Annotated in this window: 19 protein-coding genes and 1 pseudogene; 9 read left to right on the forward strand and 11 right to left on the reverse strand. The window is 65.6% G+C overall.

Annotated elements, in window-relative coordinates:
• Window positions 1-18 precede the first annotated feature (18 nt).
• Together crtI and L1F31_RS14585 are read right to left on the reverse strand one after the other, a co-directional pair.
• The gene (gene crtI / locus L1F31_RS14580; RefSeq protein WP_265417974.1) at window positions 19-1,656 is read right to left on the reverse strand and encodes a phytoene desaturase family protein; all 1,638 of its coding nucleotides are present in this window, start codon (window positions 1,654-1,656) and stop codon (window positions 19-21) included.
• Window positions 1,653-2,585, reverse strand: a complete 933-nt coding sequence (locus tag L1F31_RS14585; RefSeq protein ID WP_208091427.1) for a phytoene/squalene synthase family protein — start codon at window positions 2,583-2,585, stop codon at window positions 1,653-1,655. The genes crtI and L1F31_RS14585 overlap by 4 nt, the downstream gene beginning before the upstream one ends.
• Window positions 2,586-3,046: 461 nt before the next feature.
• On the opposite strand from L1F31_RS14585, the gene L1F31_RS14590 reads away from it, so the two are divergent.
• The 9 genes and pseudogenes from L1F31_RS14590 to L1F31_RS14630 all read left to right on the forward strand — a co-directional run bounded on the left by L1F31_RS14590 (window position 3,047) and on the right by L1F31_RS14630 (window position 10,771).
• Window positions 3,047-4,183 (forward strand): hypothetical protein, encoded by a 1,137-nt coding sequence (locus L1F31_RS14590; RefSeq protein WP_265417975.1) that lies wholly within the window; start codon window positions 3,047-3,049, stop codon window positions 4,181-4,183.
• Window positions 4,184-4,453: 270 nt separating this feature from the next.
• Window positions 4,454-4,717 (forward strand): annotated as a pseudogene (locus L1F31_RS14595) (GAF domain-containing protein); the annotation flags it as partial.
• A 6-nt stretch (window positions 4,718-4,723) separates the two neighbouring features.
• Entirely contained in the window at window positions 4,724-4,903 is a 180-nt protein-coding gene (locus L1F31_RS14600) for an ANTAR domain-containing protein (protein WP_265417976.1), read from the forward strand.
• Between the two features lie 118 nt (window positions 4,904-5,021).
• Window positions 5,022-5,342 (forward strand): hypothetical protein, encoded by a 321-nt coding sequence (locus tag L1F31_RS14605; RefSeq protein WP_265417977.1) that lies wholly within the window; start codon window positions 5,022-5,024, stop codon window positions 5,340-5,342.
• A 203-nt stretch (window positions 5,343-5,545) separates the two neighbouring features.
• Window positions 5,546-5,692, forward strand: a complete 147-nt coding sequence (locus L1F31_RS14610; protein WP_167198764.1) for a hypothetical protein — start codon at window positions 5,546-5,548, stop codon at window positions 5,690-5,692.
• 282 nt (window positions 5,693-5,974) lie between these two features.
• Window positions 5,975-7,069, forward strand: a complete 1,095-nt coding sequence (locus tag L1F31_RS14615) for an iron-containing redox enzyme family protein (RefSeq protein ID WP_265417978.1) — start codon at window positions 5,975-5,977, stop codon at window positions 7,067-7,069.
• Window positions 7,066-7,326, forward strand: coding sequence for a CDGSH iron-sulfur domain-containing protein (locus L1F31_RS14620; RefSeq protein WP_139908832.1), 261 nt, complete (start codon window positions 7,066-7,068; stop codon window positions 7,324-7,326). The genes L1F31_RS14615 and L1F31_RS14620 overlap by 4 nt, the downstream gene beginning before the upstream one ends.
• 62 nt (window positions 7,327-7,388) lie before the next feature.
• Window positions 7,389-8,573: a zinc-dependent alcohol dehydrogenase gene (locus L1F31_RS14625; protein WP_167198768.1), complete on the forward strand. Its 1,185-nt coding sequence runs from the start codon at window positions 7,389-7,391 to the stop codon at window positions 8,571-8,573.
• A gap of 44 nt (window positions 8,574-8,617) precedes the next feature.
• Entirely contained in the window at window positions 8,618-10,771 is a 2,154-nt protein-coding gene (locus tag L1F31_RS14630) for a catalase (RefSeq protein ID WP_265417979.1), read from the forward strand.
• A 120-nt stretch (window positions 10,772-10,891) separates the two neighbouring features.
• Here the strand turns inward: L1F31_RS14630 and L1F31_RS14635 are convergent, their stop codons facing one another.
• From L1F31_RS14635 to gvpJ, 9 genes are read right to left on the reverse strand one after another with little or no spacing between them, the layout of a single operon-like run.
• On the reverse strand, window positions 10,892-12,529 hold the full coding sequence (locus L1F31_RS14635) for an NAD-dependent epimerase/dehydratase family protein (RefSeq protein ID WP_265417980.1): 1,638 nt from the start codon (window positions 12,527-12,529) through the stop codon (window positions 10,892-10,894).
• Window positions 12,526-13,374: a GvpL/GvpF family gas vesicle protein gene (locus L1F31_RS14640; protein ID WP_265417981.1), complete on the reverse strand. Its 849-nt coding sequence runs from the start codon at window positions 13,372-13,374 to the stop codon at window positions 12,526-12,528. Before L1F31_RS14640 ends, L1F31_RS14635 begins: the two co-directional genes overlap by 4 nt.
• Window positions 13,371-13,694: a gas vesicle protein K gene (locus tag L1F31_RS14645; protein ID WP_167198780.1), complete on the reverse strand. Its 324-nt coding sequence runs from the start codon at window positions 13,692-13,694 to the stop codon at window positions 13,371-13,373. Before L1F31_RS14645 ends, L1F31_RS14640 begins: the two co-directional genes overlap by 4 nt.
• Window positions 13,691-14,671, reverse strand: coding sequence for a gas vesicle protein (locus L1F31_RS14650; RefSeq protein ID WP_265417982.1), 981 nt, complete (start codon window positions 14,669-14,671; stop codon window positions 13,691-13,693). Before L1F31_RS14650 ends, L1F31_RS14645 begins: the two co-directional genes overlap by 4 nt.
• Before the next feature lie 25 nt (window positions 14,672-14,696).
• Window positions 14,697-15,173, reverse strand: a complete 477-nt coding sequence (locus L1F31_RS18940; protein WP_283255775.1) for a gas vesicle protein — start codon at window positions 15,171-15,173, stop codon at window positions 14,697-14,699.
• A 22-nt stretch (window positions 15,174-15,195) separates the two neighbouring features.
• A complete protein-coding gene (gene gvpO / locus L1F31_RS14660) occupies window positions 15,196-15,690 on the reverse strand; it encodes a gas vesicle protein GvpO (RefSeq protein WP_167198786.1) in 495 nt (164 codons plus the stop codon).
• Complete coding sequence (locus L1F31_RS14665; protein ID WP_039206887.1) at window positions 15,687-15,938, reverse strand: gas vesicle protein GvpG; 252 nt, start codon at window positions 15,936-15,938, stop codon at window positions 15,687-15,689. The genes gvpO and L1F31_RS14665 overlap by 4 nt, the downstream gene beginning before the upstream one ends.
• A gap of 8 nt (window positions 15,939-15,946) precedes the next feature.
• Window positions 15,947-16,699: a GvpL/GvpF family gas vesicle protein gene (locus L1F31_RS14670; RefSeq protein ID WP_265417983.1), complete on the reverse strand. Its 753-nt coding sequence runs from the start codon at window positions 16,697-16,699 to the stop codon at window positions 15,947-15,949.
• A complete protein-coding gene (gene gvpJ / locus L1F31_RS14675; RefSeq protein ID WP_167198792.1) occupies window positions 16,696-17,130 on the reverse strand; it encodes a gas vesicle protein GvpJ in 435 nt (144 codons plus the stop codon). Before gvpJ ends, L1F31_RS14670 begins: the two co-directional genes overlap by 4 nt.
• Between the last annotated feature and the right edge of the window lie 12 nt (window positions 17,131-17,142).

Genomic DNA, 17,142 nt, shown 5'->3' on the forward strand with positions numbered 1-17,142 from the left:
CCGCCGCCCCCAAGTCCCTCACGGTGCAGGGATCGGCAGTGGTCCCGGGCTGGAGTCTCCGCGGAGGCGTTTGAGGACGAGCTCGGCGCTGATGAGGCACATCGGCACACCCACGCCGGGCGTCGTGGTGGCGCCGGCATAGAACAGCCCGTCGACAGTCTTCGAGGCGTTCTGCCATCGAAACATCGCGCTCTGTCGCAGTGTGTGCGCAGGACCGAGCATTCCGCCGAGCCAGGAGTTGAATCCTTCGGCGAAGTCCGTCGGGCCCTGGGTTCTGCGCACTCTGATCCGCCGGCGCAGGTCGGGGATGTCGGCCCACCGGGCGATCTGGTCGATCGCACGGTCGGCGGCCGTCTCGATCCGCGGGTCGCCTCCGCCGTCGTCTCCCCCGGCCCCGAGTCCCGCATCGGCGGGGACGGGGATGAGGAGGAAGAGGTTCTCGTGCCCGGGCGGAGCGACAGTGGGATCGGTGGCGCTGGGACGACAGACATAGATCGAGGCCGGTGAGGGGATCTTCTGCCTGGACCCGAAGATCGCGTCGAAGTTCGCCGCCCAGTCCTCGGTGAAGAACAGCGAATGGTGCGGCAGCGCCTCGAGTTCGCCTTCGATGCCGAGGAAGACGAGCACCGCGCCGGGACCGCTCGTCACCGATGTCCAGGAGCGTTCGGGGAAGCTCTGGTCCTCGGGAGAGAGCAGTTTCGTCTCCGTGTGGTGGAGGTCAGCGGCGGAGACGACGACATCGGCAGAATGCGTGTGTGCGCGTCCGTCCTCGTCGGTCCAGTTCAGGCCGGTGACTCGACGTCTGGTTCGGCCGCGCCCGACTGGCCCGGTGTCGATGTGCGTGACATCGGCTCCCGTGTGGAGGCGCACCCCGGAGCGTTCGGCCAACTGGACCAGGGCGTCGATGATCGTATGGAACCCGCCCATGGGGTAACTGACACCTTGGGCGAGGTCGAGCGTACTCATGAGGTGGTAGATCGCCGGTGCCCGTCTCGGGTCGGTGCCGAGGAAGATCGCGGGGTACTGGAGGATCTGGCGCAGCACCGGATCGTTGAACGAGGATTCGGCGAAGCCGGCCAGCGACGTCCCCATCAGCCGGACCAATTTCGGGAGCCCGCTGAGGATGTCCCGATGGAGCAGGGACCGCGGCGAGGTGAAGGGGTTGTAGAGGAAGTGAGCGAGCGCGAGCTCCTTCGTGTGCTCGGCCGAGACGAGATAGTCGTCGAGGGAACCTCCCGTGCCTCGCTCGACGCTTTCGAAGATCGCCCGCACCCGGGACCTGCCCTGCGGGATCGTCAGTTCTCGCGTGCGCCCCGGGGCGCCCGTGCTCTCATCGACCGGCCCCGGTGGGCTGAATACGGTGTAGCCGGGATCGAGCATGCGGAGGTCGAGTTCGGCCTCGGCGCTGGTGCCGGCGAGAGCGAAGAAGTGTTCGAAGACCTCGGGCATGAGATACCAAGAGGGCCCGGTGTCGAAACGGAAGCCCTCACTCTCGAACACGCCGATGCGCCCGCCGAGTTCGCTGTTCTTCTCGAACAGGTCAACCGAGTGGCCTTCGCGGGCGAGGAGGATAGCTGTGGCCAGCCCGGCGGCTCCCCCGCCGATGATGCCGGTGCGCGGGCTGCTGACGGCACCGGAGCCGCTCCGCCGGTTCACTTCCGACCTTCGCGGGCTGAAGTCATGACTGCGTGGGCTGTCAGTCGAGCCTTCACGGCGCTCGGGACCCGCACCCGATGTCGGTAGAGCTCGGCGACGGGAGTAGAGGCAATCCTCTCGGTGAGCGCGGTGAAGAGCGCGCAGGCGCAGCGGACCGCAGTGCGCGCGTCCTTCGGCAGTCCGGTGATGGCATCCTGCGCGGCGTCGAGCTGCTGCCGGATCGTGTTCACCCATTCGGCTTTCTCAGCCTCGGTGAGTCGGTGTCCCGAGGTGAGGTAGCTGCGGCCGAGGCGCTGATCATCATCGGCCAGGTCGCGCAGGAAGTTGACATTCTGGAACGCCGCTCCCAGCTGCCGTGCCCCGTACTCGAGCCGGGCGACCTCGGCGGGGGTGCGGTCGAGATCGATGAGGAAGACCTTGAGGCACATGAGTCCGACGACCTCGGCGGACCCGAAGACGTACTCGGCATGTTCCTTCGCGTCGAAGCCGCGGACCGGCGACGCGGTCGCCGCCTCGGTCCTACGACCGGAACCGGCGTCCGCGGATTCCAGGTCTGCCCGCATGGAGGCGAAGAACGGGTCGATGAGCTCGGAGTCGATGCCTGCTGCGCGAGCGGTCCGGGCGAAGGCATGGATGACGAGGTTGTCACTGATGCCGTTGCGCAGCGCCGCGTGGGTGGCGGATGCGAACCGGTCCAGCATCTCCCGCTGCTCGGCCTCGTCAAGCCCTGCTTCGAGGGCCAGGCCATCGACAATCTCATCGGCAATGCGGACCAGGGCGTAGATATTGCGGATATGGTGCCGGTTTCTGGCTCCGAGCAGTCTGACCGCAAGACCGAAAGAGGTCGAATAGCTCGCGATCACGGCCCTGGACGCATCCTCGGCGGTGCGCGTGTAGAGCTCATCGATGGTGCTGCTTCGCCGCGTCATGTTCGTTAGCTTAGCTAAATATCTGCCAAGTAAGCGAATCTTCGCTCGGGCGGCGTCGCGGTGTCATTCGAGGACGAGGCAGAAGGGACGCCCGATCAGGTCGGCGTAGACACGGAAGGTCGGGTGCTCGTCCGAATCGTCGAGGAGCCTGCCGCCGGCGTCGATCATCGTGATCCTTCCTTCCTCACCGAAGTGCAGGGAATGCTGTGGCCGTGACCGCATTGTCAATGTGGTCACGCTAGACGCCGGGACTCGACAGCGACAAGACCCCTCGGCGCCCAATGCAAACCCCCGCTTTGCCGTTGCGAGGACCGAGGTTGAGGATTCCCGAGGTCGCTCGGGTCGCCTAGACGAAACCCGCGGATCTGTAAAGACCCTTCCACAGAAACTTCGCGCTCAATAGCGTCTCTGGCACAACGGGAGTCCCGGTGGCTCCCCGATCCGATTCGGAGGATGACATCATGACTTCACCCATCCAACTAGCCCGCACCTATGCTCGCTCCTATGAGGCGTCGTCGCGCAAGGGCAAGGGCACGATCCTCGACACGCTGACGGAGGCGACCGGGTGGACACGCGATCACGCGCGCCACCAACTGCGCAGCCAGTTCCACCAGATCAGAGCCGGGGTCTCCCTCGACGCTGTCGTCGACCGCCGTCGCCTCAAGCCGAAGAAGTTCTCCTCTCGTGCCCAGCGGGCTCTCGAACTCGTGTGGAAGTCCTCCGGCCGCCCCTGCGGCAAGTACCTCGAGGCGGCGATGGCCGACTGCCTCGACTCCCTGGAGCGGCACGGTCACCTCCGTGAGGGACGGCACGGCTATTCGCCCTCGGTGCGAAGGGAACTCCTCGACATCTCCGCGGCGACGATCGATCGGTACCTGCGCGGTGCCAAGGCCGGCGACCAGGACGATTCGTGGCTGACCGGCACCGGGGCGGGGATGCGTGCTTCCCTCCCGCGGCAGCGCATGCGTTCGCTCCTCGAGCCCGAACCCGGCTACTTCCTCGTCGAACTGCTGACGATCACGACACTGACCGACGAGGACTGCGTCACAGTGACATTCACCGACGTGGAGATCGGGTGGGTGCACACGAGGACCTTCGCCCCCGGCACGCAAGTGGTCGACATGCTCGCGCAGATGGTGCGCGCGGTGCCTTTCATCGTCACCGGAATCCTGTTGCCACCGGCGGTCCCGGACAGCGCCATCGAGAAGTGGGCAGAGGACAACCTCATCGAAGTCCACTGCATGAGCGATCTCCGACAAGGGTCTCGCGTACCCGATCGGACGTTCAGCGGCCTCAACCTCCCGCTCGGCACGCCGCACGACATCGATGCCGCGGTCGCGAGAGTCAACCAGCTGTGGTCGGCCCTGGCCGACCGCCTCAATTACTTCATGCCTGTCAAGAACCCCGTGGGCTGGCGCCTCTCTCCTGCAGGAGAGCGTCGACGCGAATACGATCGTCCGGACACGCCGGTCTCCCGACTCATCGCATCCGGCATCCTCTGCCCCGAACAGACTCGGGAACTGATCGAGAAGAGTCAGGGACTCGACATCGCCGGGCTCACCGCACGCGTCGAGGAGCTGAAGTCGACTCTGCGGTGAAGGGACACTTCGCCGCCAGGTCCGGCGGTAGGCGACGAGAAACGGCCGTCGGAGGCCATTGACGAAGATCCCGACATGGACGAATACTGAAGACAGCCATCCCAGGGTCGACACCTGAGACACGATTGGAGTGGCATCTCTGATGGACGAGACCTCGGCAGAACCGACCGATGACATACCCCGCGACGCGGCTGTCGCTCCCGCGCCCACCGTTACCGATGACGAACGGCATCGACTTACTGCGCAGATCGGCGAGCAGGGTGCTTCGACTCCATCCGCGAGCATCGCATCGTCCGGGTCCCGGATCTCACCGACCCCACCCCCTGGCCCCGGTTCGCCTCCAGCGCGGTCTCTGAGGGAGTGAGGAGCATGCTCGCCTTCCAACTCTTCGTCGAGGTCGACAGCCTCGGTGCCCTCAATCTCTATTCGAAGACTCCCCGCGCCTTCGACCAGGAATCGGAAGACATCGGAAGCGGAGTGGCCGCTCATGCCTCTCTGGCTCTGGCCAACGCGCAGAAGCAGGGACAGCTCTAAGAGGCAGTGGCCTCGCGGGATCTCATCGGTCAGGCGAAAGGGATCCTCATGGAACGGCACAAGATCAGTGAGCACGAGGCGTTCCTGCTGCTCACGAAGATGAGCTCGAAGACGAACACGAAGCTGCGTGAGGTCGCCGAGGAGTTCGTCAGCACCGGTGCGCTGCCGGGCACGGTCACCGACTGATCCGGCACGTCCGACTTCTCACTCACTTCGACCTGCCACTTGTTGTCCGGTGCGGCTCTGGGATAATCTGAGAATCGGTCAAGCAGATGGCCGCCTTCCTGGACCCAAGGGAACCACTGTGTACACTCTGCTCAACAACAGCGAAGCGTCCAAGTTCGATCTCTACCTTCCCGGACAGCTCGTCGCCTCTCTTCACTACACGATCACAGCGGACGAGATCATGTTCGTCTACTGCGAAGCCATTGAGCCCCTCGATTCGGACCGGCATTGCCGCGAACTCCTGCGTCTGGCGCTCGAAGACTCACTGAATCGCCGGATCCCCATCACCGTCTCGTGCCCGATCGCGCGCAAGCACATCGACAGCGACCCGGTCATCGGTGCCCAGATGCAGACTCTGCCCAAGAACGTGGGGCATAAGCACGAGAACTCCGTCGAATAGGGCAGCGACCGCATCTGTCACACCTCTTGCGTCTCGGCATCGGTCTCGACATCCTGGGGCGACGAGAAACATCGTGCTCGTCGATCTCAGCGGTGAGGAAATTCTGAGGAAGGGCGCCAACAGAGGATCAGCTGTCCGCCGTCGCCGGCAACGACAACATCCGAGACGTCGCCGGACACGACTTCAGCGCGAAGGACCTGCGCATGTGGCGGGCGACCGTCGTCGCCGCTCACGAGCTGCCATGGGCCGAGGCGCGGTTCGTGCCCGCCGATGTGCTGTCGTCATCTTCATCGTCTCCTCGTGTCAGTGTGCGTGTCGTCTGCTCCCCCGCAGCGGGAACGGTCGGATGACCCACTCTCCGGGTGCGGGACGCTCATCATGCTGAGTGCTCCCGAGCACTGTCCAGGGGGCCGCCGCCCCCCGGCGGGTGCCTCAGACAACGTTGCCGTTCGCGGACACAGAGACGGTCGTCACGCCGTCCCAAGCGACCGTCCTCGGGCCGCGTTCCGTGCCTGGCCCGCCTGCCGACGGCTCAGCGGCGATGAAGTATGAGTCTCGTGCGGACGCTGACATCGGCAGCGCACTTTGCCACGCTGTCTACTCAGGGACGGCCGACGATGAGGAGTCAGCGGATGACACAGACTGGTGCGATCGATGAGCAGGACGGCCGAGTTCTGAGTCCCCCGACGGGCAGCGGACTCACGCCCAGTCCGAGAGGCGAGGTCAGCTCCCTTCTGCTCACCGTGCTCACTGCCGAAGGCGACGTGTCGGCCGAGGCGCTGCTCGAACTCGACGCCGCGACCCGACGCGGCCTGACGGCGAGTGAGGATCTGCTCCGAGACGAGGATCTCCAGCTGTCACTCCACCTCCTCTACCTCCTCCACAGCGGGCCCGCCGACTTCGTGCGCGGTGAATGGGAGTGGAACCCTCTGCTGATCGGAGTCCGAGGACGGATCGAAAAGAGCTTCGAGACGGCGCTGCGGGCGCTCGCACCGTTCCCGGAACCCCTTCCGAACACCGGCGCCGAACTCGCACAGACACTGTTCTCGATGACCAGCGAGGTGGCGCAGCCGGAGCTGGCCACATGGGCGGCGAAGCACGCGTCCGTCGACCAGCTGCGGGAATTCCTCATCCACAAGTCCATCTACACCCTGCGCGAAGCCGATCCCCATTCCTGGGCGATACCTCGACTGCGCGGACGGGCGAAGGCAGCCCTCGTCGAGATCCAGGCTGACGAATACGGCGGCGGCAGACCCGAGCGCGTCCACGCCGAGATCTTCGCCCAGGCGCTGCGCGGATTCGGTCTGGACGACCGACCCGATCACTACCTCGATGACGTGCCTGCGGTCACTCTCGCCTCGGTGAACGCGATGAACCTCTTCGGTCTCAACCGGCGCCTGCGAGGTGCCGCCATCGGTCATCTCGCGGCGTTCGAGATGACCTCGTCCATCCCCAACGGCCTCTTCTCTCGTGCCTTCTCCAGAAACGGCTTCGATCGGGACGTCACGTGGTACTTCGACGAACACGTCGAAGCCGACGCCGTTCACGAACAGATCGCCGCACATGACCTCGCGGGAGGGGCAGCCAACGACGAACCGGGACTCATCCCCGACATCCTCTTCGGTGCCGCGGCCTGCCTCCGCCTCGACGACATCACCGGTTCCCGGATGCTCGCGGCCTGGTCCACAGGAGCCAGCTCGCTGCGAGCGAGCGGGAGGTCGCTGTGAACACGACTCCGACCACCACCATCACTCCGTGCCCGGACGGGCCACTGCTGATCCGAGGCGACTTCGCGGTCCTCACAGCACCAGGACGGGAGGAGACGGCAACCGAACGTCGGGTCGTCGCCCTCTGCCGGTGCGGGAAGACCGGAATCCCACCGCTGTGCGACGGCTCCCATCGGGCCGTCGGCTTCCGTGCTCCCGCACCACCGCCGACAGAAGACCAGCCGACAGACCCCGCGGAGCCATCGGATAACGACTGACCCGCGGGCGAGCGACCGCTCCGACGGGCGAACACACTGTCGATCGAAAAGGAGAGAAGACAATGCGTGCAGTCACTTGGCAAGGCAAGAGAGACGTCTCTGTGGAGACGGTCGATGATCCGATCCGTCACAAGTCGAACGACGCGATCATCGAAGTCACCTCCACCGCCATCTGCGGCTCCGACCTTCACCTCTACGAAGTGCTGGGTCCATTCATGGACCGCGGGGACATCATCGGGCACGAGACGATGGGTCGAGTCGTCGAGGCCGGCCCCGATTCCGGCTTGTCGACCGACGATCGGGTGGTCGTGCCGTTTCCCATCTCCTGCGGCCGCTGCTGGATGTGCGAGCAGGGGCTGTACACCCAATGCGAGACCACACAGGTGAGGCAGTACGGGTCCGGGGCACAGCTGTTCGGCTACTCCCGACTCTACGGGTCTGTGCCCGGCGGGCAGGCAGAATACCTCCGTGTCCCCTATGCCGACGTCGGACCGATCAAGGTCGGTGCCGATCTTCCCGACCACCGCTACCTCTTCCTCAGCGACATCCTCCCCACGGCATGGCAGGCAGTGAAATACGCCGGGATCAGGGAAGGCGACTCGCTCGGCGTCTACGGTCTCGGGCCTGTCGGCCAGTTCGCCGCCCGCATCGGCAGACACCTCGGCGCGCAGGTCTTCGCTCTCGACCCGGTCCCCGAACGTCGTGACATGGCCGCTCGCCACGGGATCGAGGTCTTCGACTTCGACGAGGACGCACATTCGGCCATCCGAGAGGCCACCTCCGGGCGTGGGCCCGACGCGGTCGTCGACGCCGTGGGGATGGAAGCACACGGGTCCCCGCTGGCCTCGGCCGCACAGCAGGCGACCGGTCTGCTCCCGCCTCCGGCCGCGCGGAAGCTCATGGAGACCAGCGGCATCGACAGGACCGCGGTCCTCCACGCGGCGATCGATCTGGTCCGTCGGGGCGGGACCCTCTCGCTCAGCGGAGTCTACGGTGGGGCACTCTCACCCATGCCGCTGCTCACCCTCTTCGACAAGCAGATCCAGCTGCGGATGGGGCAGTGCAACGTCCGCAGCTGGACCGATGACCTTCTGCCGTTGGTCGAAAGCTCCGACGATCCGCTTGGCGTCGATGACCTCGTCACCCACCGGCTTCCCCTCGATTCAGCTCCCGAAGCCTATGAGATGTTCCAGCAGAAGACCGACGGCTGCATCAAGGTCGTCCTCGACCCGAACGCGGATCTGTGAGCCGCCCACCGCTTCTGCAGTCAACCCACCATTGAGGAGACACCATGAGTACAGAAGATCGACCGATCATTCCGGGCAAACCCGGTTCCCGCACTCCGGACTTCGAGGAGCCGACGACGCCGCGAGAGCCGTTGCCGCCGAAGCCCGATCAGAGCGGTCCGAAGCCGACGTCACCCACAGGGGCGCCCAGTCGCGACGAGCAGGAGGACCAGGCCCAACAGGGCAGCTGGCTGACCACTGCCCAGGGCGCCCGGCTCTATGACACGAACCATTCGCTCAAGGCGGGTTCCCGTGGACCGACCCTGCTGCAGGACCACCACCTGCGGGAGAAGATCACCCACTTCGACCATGAGCGCATCCCCGAACGTGTCGTCCACGCGCGCGGTTCTGCCGCCCACGGCACGTTCATCTCCTACGGCAATGCCGCGACCATCACGAAGGCGGCCTTCCTCGCCCCCGACGTCGAGACGGAGGTTTTCACCCGCTTCTCCTCGGTCGTCGGCTCGCGCGGCTCGGCCGACGCCGTCCGCGACACCCGGGGCTTCGCGACGAAGTTCTATACGAGGGACGGTGTGTTCGACCTCGTCGGCAACAACATCCCGGTGTTCTTCATCCAGGATGCGATCAAGTTCCCCGACATCGTCCATGCGGCCAAACCGCACCCGGACCGTGAGATCCCGCAGGCGCAGAGCGCTCACGACACCTTCTGGGACTTCGTGTCCCTGCACACCGAGGCGACTCATCACACGATGTGGCAGATGTCCGATCGGGGCATCCCCCGCTCCTTCCGGATGATGGAGGGCTTCGGGATCCACACCTTCCGAACCGAGAACTCCGCCGGAGAGACCTCCCTGGTGAAGTTCCACTGGAAGCCGAAGGCCGGTGTGCATTCGCTCATCTGGGAGGAGGCCCAGATGGTCAACGGCGTCGATCCGGACTTCCATCGCCGGGACCTCGCCGACGCCATCGAGGCCGGAGCATGCCCGCAGTGGGAACTCGGCGTCCAGGTCTTCCCCGACGACCCCCATGAGACCTTCGAGGGAATCGACCTGCTCGATCCGACGAAGATCGTGCCCGAGGAGCTCGCACCCGTACAGCCGCTGGGAATGCTCACGCTCAACCGCAATCCCAGCAACTTCTTCGATGAGACCGAGCAGGTGGCGTTCCACCCCGGGCATGTGGTCCCGGGCATCGACATCACCGACGATCCGCTGCTCCAAGGGCGGCTGTTCTCCTATCTCGACACCCAGCTCACCCGACTGGGCGGGCCGAACTTCTCTCAGCTCCCGATCAACCGTCCGCACTGCCCGGTCAACGACATGTTCCGCGACGGAATGCACCAGACTGCCGACCATCGCGGCACCGCACCGTACAAGCCGAATTCGCTCGACGGCGGCAACCCGTTCCCTGCCGAGCAGACCGACGAGCATACGTTCGTCGAAATCGCCCACGAGATTCCGGCGTCGAAGAAGGAACGCCGTTCGCCGGAGTCCTTCGACGACCACTATTCCCAGCCGCGCATGTTCTGGCTCAGCCTCACCCCCGTCGAACAGCAGCACCTCGCCGATGCCTTCACCTTCGAGCTCGGCAAATGCTACGAGGAGACGATCCGGGAGCGCGAGGTCGCTGTGCTCGCCTGCATCGACTCGGAGCTTGCCCGCATGGTCGCCGAGGGGCTGGGTCTCGAGGCCCCTGCGGCTCAGACGCCGCCGCGCAGCGATATCGAACCGAGCCCGGCACTGTCCCAGGTGGGGAAGCGCTGGCCGGTCGACGGGCGCAAGATCGGCATCGTCACCGGCAGTGGGACCGACCCCGAGCAGGTCATCCGCGCCTACGACCGCATCGCCGAGGCGGGAATGGTCCCCATCACGATCGCTCCGGTGGGTGGACGCATCACCTCCGGCGAGCGGAGCGTCGCCGTCGAGCGGACATACCTGACCGTGGCCTCGAGCGAACTCGACGCCTTCTTCTTCGCCGATGGTGCCGAGCTGACCACCGAGATCGAGCTCCTGATCACGGAAGCGTGGCGTCATCTCAAGTTCATCGCCGCCAGCGGAGACTCCTGCACCATGATGGAGAAGTACGGCATCACGGCCGACGACCCCGGAGTGTACTGCAAAGATGACCTCGAAACGGCGCTCTCGCAGCTGCAGGAGGGGCTGAGCGAGCACCGAGCTTGGGCCCGGGTCGAGGCCTGAGACACTGCATGCCATTGCTGAAGGAAAGGTGACGTCGCCGGTAGCGGGAAGCCCAGGAATCCGGCTCACAGCTCGTCGATGCGCCCGGAGGCATCGAGGACCGGAGCAGGATACGGTGTCTCAGTCGCCCCGCACAGGGCTGACTCCCGAGGCCTGATCGTAGACAGCCCGATCCCGGCGGAACGCGCGGCTCCGAGCATAGCTGTGCACAGTGTCGAGCACTTCACGTTGGTGTTCTGCCTTCTGCGCGAAACCACGGAACTGTTCGGCATCCAGGCCGAGTGCCTCGGCGTTGCCCTCAAGCGTCTGCCACATTCCCAGCTTGCCGATGACCGCGCTGCGCATCAGCTCCGCTTCGAGCACGAGGGTCATGGGCGAGCGTTTGAGCAGCGAGCCGTTGCTCTTGAGCCTGCCGACCCGTTCGCCGACCCACGACACAGCCTCGGCGAGAGAACGGCGCCGAAAACCGAGCTCGCCGATGAGGTGCCGCACGTAGAGATGCTCTCCGCGGATCTCCGCGGCCAGCTCGGACAGGGCTGCGAAGACGGGAGTGTCGATGAAGTCGGCCGCCATCCGTTCGATCCTCTCCGCGCCGGCGGTGGCCCCGGTGAGATGGTCGCTGAGATAGAGACCTAGGAGGTCCATGTCGACGTGCTCGTCCGCACCCGGTGCGTCGTGCCCGCGGCTCGTATCGTCCGTTGCCCGCAGGCGCGTATGTTCGACATCGCGTGGACGCAGCGGGACGGAGGCGGCACCCTCGCCGTCGGCCATGCCTTTGAGCAGTTCGCGCGCGGCGTCCATGGCACTGTACTCCGGCTCCCAGCCGAGTTCCCGGCGTGCGCGGCCGTTGTCCATCAGCGGCACGTGCAGGCCCATGTCCAGCCATCCGGCATCGGCGGCGACCAGTGAGCTGCTATGGCCCATGCCCAGAGCCGCGCGCACTGCGCCGTTCGGCACCGGGATGTGCCTGCCGTGGTCGAGCAGTTCGGCCAGATCCTTCGGATGGAGGACATCATCGGCGCAGATGTTGAAGGCGCCCGAACGGCGACGGAGGACACTGGCGACATAGGCACGGGCGACATCGGTCGAGTGGACGGCTTGGACGCCGCGCAGTCCCGCAGGCAGTGGAAGGAACGGCAGTCGGCCCGCGCGCAGCAGCTGGACGGGCATCCAGGTTCCCAGGAAATAGCGCTGGATCTCCGAGGCGGCAGGGGCACCGAAGATGAGCGCAGGACGCAGTCGGGTCACGGTGATCTCGGGGTGGTCGGCGCAGAAGTCGTCGAGCACGCGTTCCTGGGCGGCTTTGTCCACACTGTAGTGGGAAGAGCGGATCCCCTCGGTCGGCCATTCCTCATCGCGCTTGTCCATGCTGTCATCGGGAGAGTAGGCGCCGACCGAGGACGCCACGACGAGATGTGGGACGCCGGCCGCCGCGACGGCTGCGGCCACACGGGCCGTGCCGTCGACGTTGACGCGTCGGAGCAGGTCCCGGTCGCTGTTGGGCTGGATCAGCCAGGCCAGATGGATGACGGCGTCGGCACCGGTCAGCGCTTCTGTGAGATCGCGGTGGGCCGTGCTCTCGCTGCTCGCGGCGGCGATGTCGATCGATCTCCATTCGCATCCGGAATACGGTTCGGCCTCGGTGTCGGGCATCCGTCTGGAGATCCCCAGCACCGAGGTGATTTCGGGCATGCGCCCGAGCACGTCGAGGACCGCTGTGCCGACGTTGCCGGTGGCTCCGATGACTGCGACTCTCATGTTGTCTCGCCCTGCGGGTTCGGCGTCGGCGAGTCTGGTGCAGAGCTGCTCGGGTTCCGCTCCTCGCTGATGGAGACGTCGGCGAAGGAATACGGCGGCCACGGGCCGAGGAAGCGGATGGACAGAGCGGGCTGGGCCTTCTTGAGCGCGGTGAGCTCGGCTCCCAGTGCCGTGGCGTCTGTGCTTTTCACCAGGCATGAGGCCATGATCACCGGTGTCAATCCACTTTCGCGGCTCGTGGAGCGGTGTTCCTCGATGTCGAGGCAGTGGGCGGCGATCCTGGCCCTGATCTCGGGGTAGATCCTGTCGGCCGCTCGATCGACGATCTCCTTCTCCGTCTTCTCCAGTCGCTTCTCGAGCAGTCGGCGCACTCCTGCAGGACGGCTCTCCGTCTCCGTCCTCATTTCGCCGACCTCTGCGTCGACCTCCTCGAGCAGGCCTCCGTCCAGGAAGATTTCGACTCGCAGCTCGGAGGTGTCGCACAGCTCCTCGAGTCGTCTCGACAGCATCACCGCGGAGTCGTCGAGCCAATGTTCGAGCTGTTGGGTCGCCGTCGCCTCGGTCTCGGGATCCGAGCGGACGATGACGTTGAAGGAGACCGGGAGAAGGGCCGGTGAGTTCTGCCAGGCATCATCGATGACTTCGCTGTGTTCGAGCACCCACCGACGCACGGAATCGTCCGGCCCGTCGAAGGGACCTCGGGTGTGGCGGTGGACCACGGCCCTCGGGCCGGTGTCGCGTCCGACCATGTGGAGCGCGGAACCGTCGATGCCCGTGACGGCAGGAGCGTAGTCGTCGCCGGCGACGATGGCGTAGACGTAGAGCATGTCACCCTCGGCGTTCATTCGACGCCCTTTCCATTCTCCTCGGCCCATCTGGCCGGATTGATGAGCTTGTCGACGACTTCATCGACGACATCGTCGAGGCCTCGGTGCAGATCGTCGACGGAACCTGTGATCCCGTGTTGGTCCTTGATCTGATCCATCGCCTCATCGAGTTCGAGGAGAGCCTCGCCGAGGCGGTTCTGTTCGTCCTCGGTGAGGTCCCCGCCTTCCATCCGGCGCACCGCTTGGGTCTCGAGGGCTTCCTGGATCACCTCGACGAGGGTGACGACGAGTGTGAGAACCCCGTGTTTGAGGCTCTCCTCGTTGACATTGAGCGTCATGATGCTGCTCCTTCTTCGGCGCGTTCGTCGGGGTTGCGGCCTGGTGAAATGGTGGCCTCGAGCGGCGCGGAACGCCTGTCACCGGGCCCGGTCCGCCACTCGTCGAGTCCGGCGAACCATGCGCCGGCGTCGTCTGCGGCCAGGGTGATGGTCGAGTCCGCGGTCTCGAGGATGAGGACCCGCCGTTCGTCGGTCGGGTTGCTGCGCTCCTCGCGGCGGATGTCTAGCAGCTGCTCGGGTGGGATCCTCACTCGTGCGCGCCCGTCCATCGGCGACCTCCAGGTCAGTTCCGTGTTCGAAAGCTGCGCCTGCCCGCCGCGCCACGTGCTCCCGGACGACAGGGTCTCGAGAAACCACATCCGACCCTCTCGCAGAGGCCGGTCCTCCGCCGTCGTCGCCTCCGGAGTCGAGGATGGGGCGCCGTCGGTCCGGTCGAGCCGAGCCTGGACCAGGGAGATGAGGCGATCGGGCTCGAGGGCCGAAAGGATCGCCTCGGTGCCGTCGTTGAGCCCGACGAGGATGCGCGTGCGCTCTTCACCTCCGATGGAGGGCTCGCGCAGCGCGGAGACCGAGGCGATCGCGTCCAGGCGCGTCTGCCATAGTGTCTCTGCAGGGTCACGTCGATGGATGATGAGACGCTGGGTGGTGAGATAGGCGCTGCCGGGCCGCCACGTCCGATAGAAGTTGTCCTGATAGTGCCCTCCGGCCATCTTGGCGAGGATCTCCTCGTCGGCGGCCAGCGGCAGATGTGTGCGGACGGCTCTCTGCACCCACTCTCGGGTGTCGCGGTCCCACTGCTGCATCATCCCGTACTCGATCATCGTCTCGATCCCCGCGATCGTGGCGCGCAGATTGATTCCGATGAGCGGGATGTCCGACACCGAGATGATGAGGTCGAGGTTGAGATGGACGCCCTTGTTGAGAAGCACTTCGATGAGGTCGGGCAGAGTCGCTCGCGGGTCGCGTGTGGGCTGCATGATCGCGTCTCCGGGCATGGTCGCCTCAGCGGTCGTCGCCGGGAGAGCCGGCGGCGGGAGTGCCTGCGTCGGCGGATGAGCCGGCGGCTTGCTCCGCGGAGGTGTCACCGTCGTCCGCGGAGTTCAGCTGCGCCGGCTCACCGGCCTCGATCCGCTTCGAACGCGCACTCTGCCACCCGCACCAGGGGCAGTAGTCGTTCATCAGCTGCGCGAGTGCGGAGCGCTTCCCGCACTCGGGGCAGGTGTCCTTCTGCTCGACTGCTTCCTTCCATGCGACGGTCTCCCGGTCCGTGCCCGCGGGAAAGTCCAGACCGTAGCGGGCCGCGGTCTCGAAGGAGGCCAGGGCGGCCCTGATCCGGATTCCCAGCAGCTCGACACCGGCCACGGAGACCATGATGTCCGCGTTGAGAACCAGACCTTTGTCCAGCAGCGTCTCCACGACGTGCAGCAGCGTGCCCTCCTGGCTGCGCTGCGGCTGCATCGCATCGTTCGGCTGATTCATGATGCTCATATCGCCCTTTCGATCACTCGCTCGGCCGGCCGCGAACGTAGCGATCCTTCCTGTCATAGGCCATGAGCTCACCGTCCGCATCGAGCTCGACCTCGTACTCGGCCAGCAGATCCGCGCTGTCGGGAATGCGTCGGGATTCCACGACCTCCAGACGCACGGACCAGCGGTCGTCCTTCCACCTCGTGCCGACCACGGACTCCGGAGGCCTGCCGGTGAGGGTGCTGAACTGCTCAATCGCCCTCTTCACCGCGCTGACCGCAGAGATCCTCTGACCGGTCGCGCTGTGAGACCGACTCTCCGAGCGCGAGGACGACTTCGCCTTCTCAGATGACGAGGACGTCGCCTTCTCGCGTGAGGAAGACGCCGATGAGGACGACCGGCGGGACGTCCCGCCGCTCGTGCGCTCCTTCTCAACCGGCTTCCTGGCGCGCTTCGTGGTCGTGCCTCCATCGTCTGCAGAGCTGCCCTCTGCTCTCGACTCTTCGTTCGCTGTCGACTCTTCGCTCATCGGTCCTCCTCGGTTCTGCGCCGACGGCCCTCGAGCAGTCGTCCGACGAGCTCACGCTCGAGGGCATCGGCTTCGTCATCACTGATCGATCCGCGTTCGCGTGCCCCGGCGACCTCTTCCAGCTGACGCCGAATGGCACCGGGATCGAAATAGCGCTTCTCGGCTTCTCCTCTGACCTGCTCGGCGACCCATACGGTTCCCTTGAGCGGTGCCAAGGGAGCACCGAAGACTGCTGACAGAAGTCCCATGACGTCACCTACATCTCGGGGACGAAGTCGTAGGGTGCCTGCGGTCCGATCAGCCGGAATCTCATCCGCTCCCGGTTCGCCTCCGCCAACTCCTCGATGACGGAGTCGAACTCGTCGATGGCGTCCCTGCGAACCAGCACCGCCACCTCGGCGACGTCCTCGGCCTGGCCGACTTCCCGCATCGCCGTCTCGACTGTCGCGGAGCGGATCTGCTCGAGTATCGGAGGAGCTTCGGTCCTTCTCCAGCTCTCCATCGTCGTGACCACGATCTCTCCGAGCCGGATACGTTCGTTCCTCGTCTCGTCTTCGCTCGTGCCGCTGATCCTCTCCCTCAGCTCGGCGACCTCGGGGTTACCGCTGACGATCTCCCGCAGTATCGCGTCGCGGTCGAAGCTGATCCTCAGGGTGAACTGCGTGCACCCTGCCAACTGGTCGAGCGCCTCGGCGAAGACGTCCGCCTGCGGAGCCAGCACCTGTTCGGCGATATCGGCCCCTCCGGGGACGACGGTGCCGAATGCGAGCGGCAACACCGGTTGCTTCTCGGCCAGCTCGTCGAGGACGACGCTGTGGTTCTGCAGAGCTTCGGGAGTGCCCAGCATCCCACTGTCCGCGAGTTCCGTGACCACGGCCGCAACCGCCCCGGACTCGACGAGAGCGAGGGCATTGCCCTGCACCCCGTCGGGCCCGGTCGGCAGCTCGGCACCGGCGCGTACGATCCCGTACAGATACCAATCTGCCAAGGGTGCGCCTTCTTCACTCATTCGGACTCCGAGGAGTTGCGCGCCGGGCGTTTGGTCCGGCGACGTGATTTCTCCTGACTCGAACTCTCGCCCGAGTCGTCATCGGAGTCGTCCGAGGTGAGGGCGTCCTTGATGCCTTCCACAGCTCCCTGTGTCTTGCCCTTGGAGCCGTTCTCCATCATTCCGCCCATCATCTCCGGCAGGTCGCGTCCGCCCTGCTGTGTCAGATCGAGCCGGTTCGTCGCCTCGGCGAAGCGCAGATAGGTGTCCACGCTGGCGATGACGATGCGTGCGTCGATCGTGAGGACCTCGATCCCCACCAGGGAGACGCGTACGTATGCATCGATGACCAGGCCCTTGTCGAGGATGATCTCGATGACGTCTGCAAGCGAACTCGACGACGGACGGTCGACGTAGCTGCCGCGTGAACGTTCAACAGTGCTGGTGCTCATTGTTCTTGCCTA

This window comes from Brevibacterium spongiae (assembly GCF_026168515.1).
GTDB classification, from domain to species: Bacteria; Actinomycetota; Actinomycetes; order Actinomycetales; family Brevibacteriaceae; genus Brevibacterium; species Brevibacterium spongiae.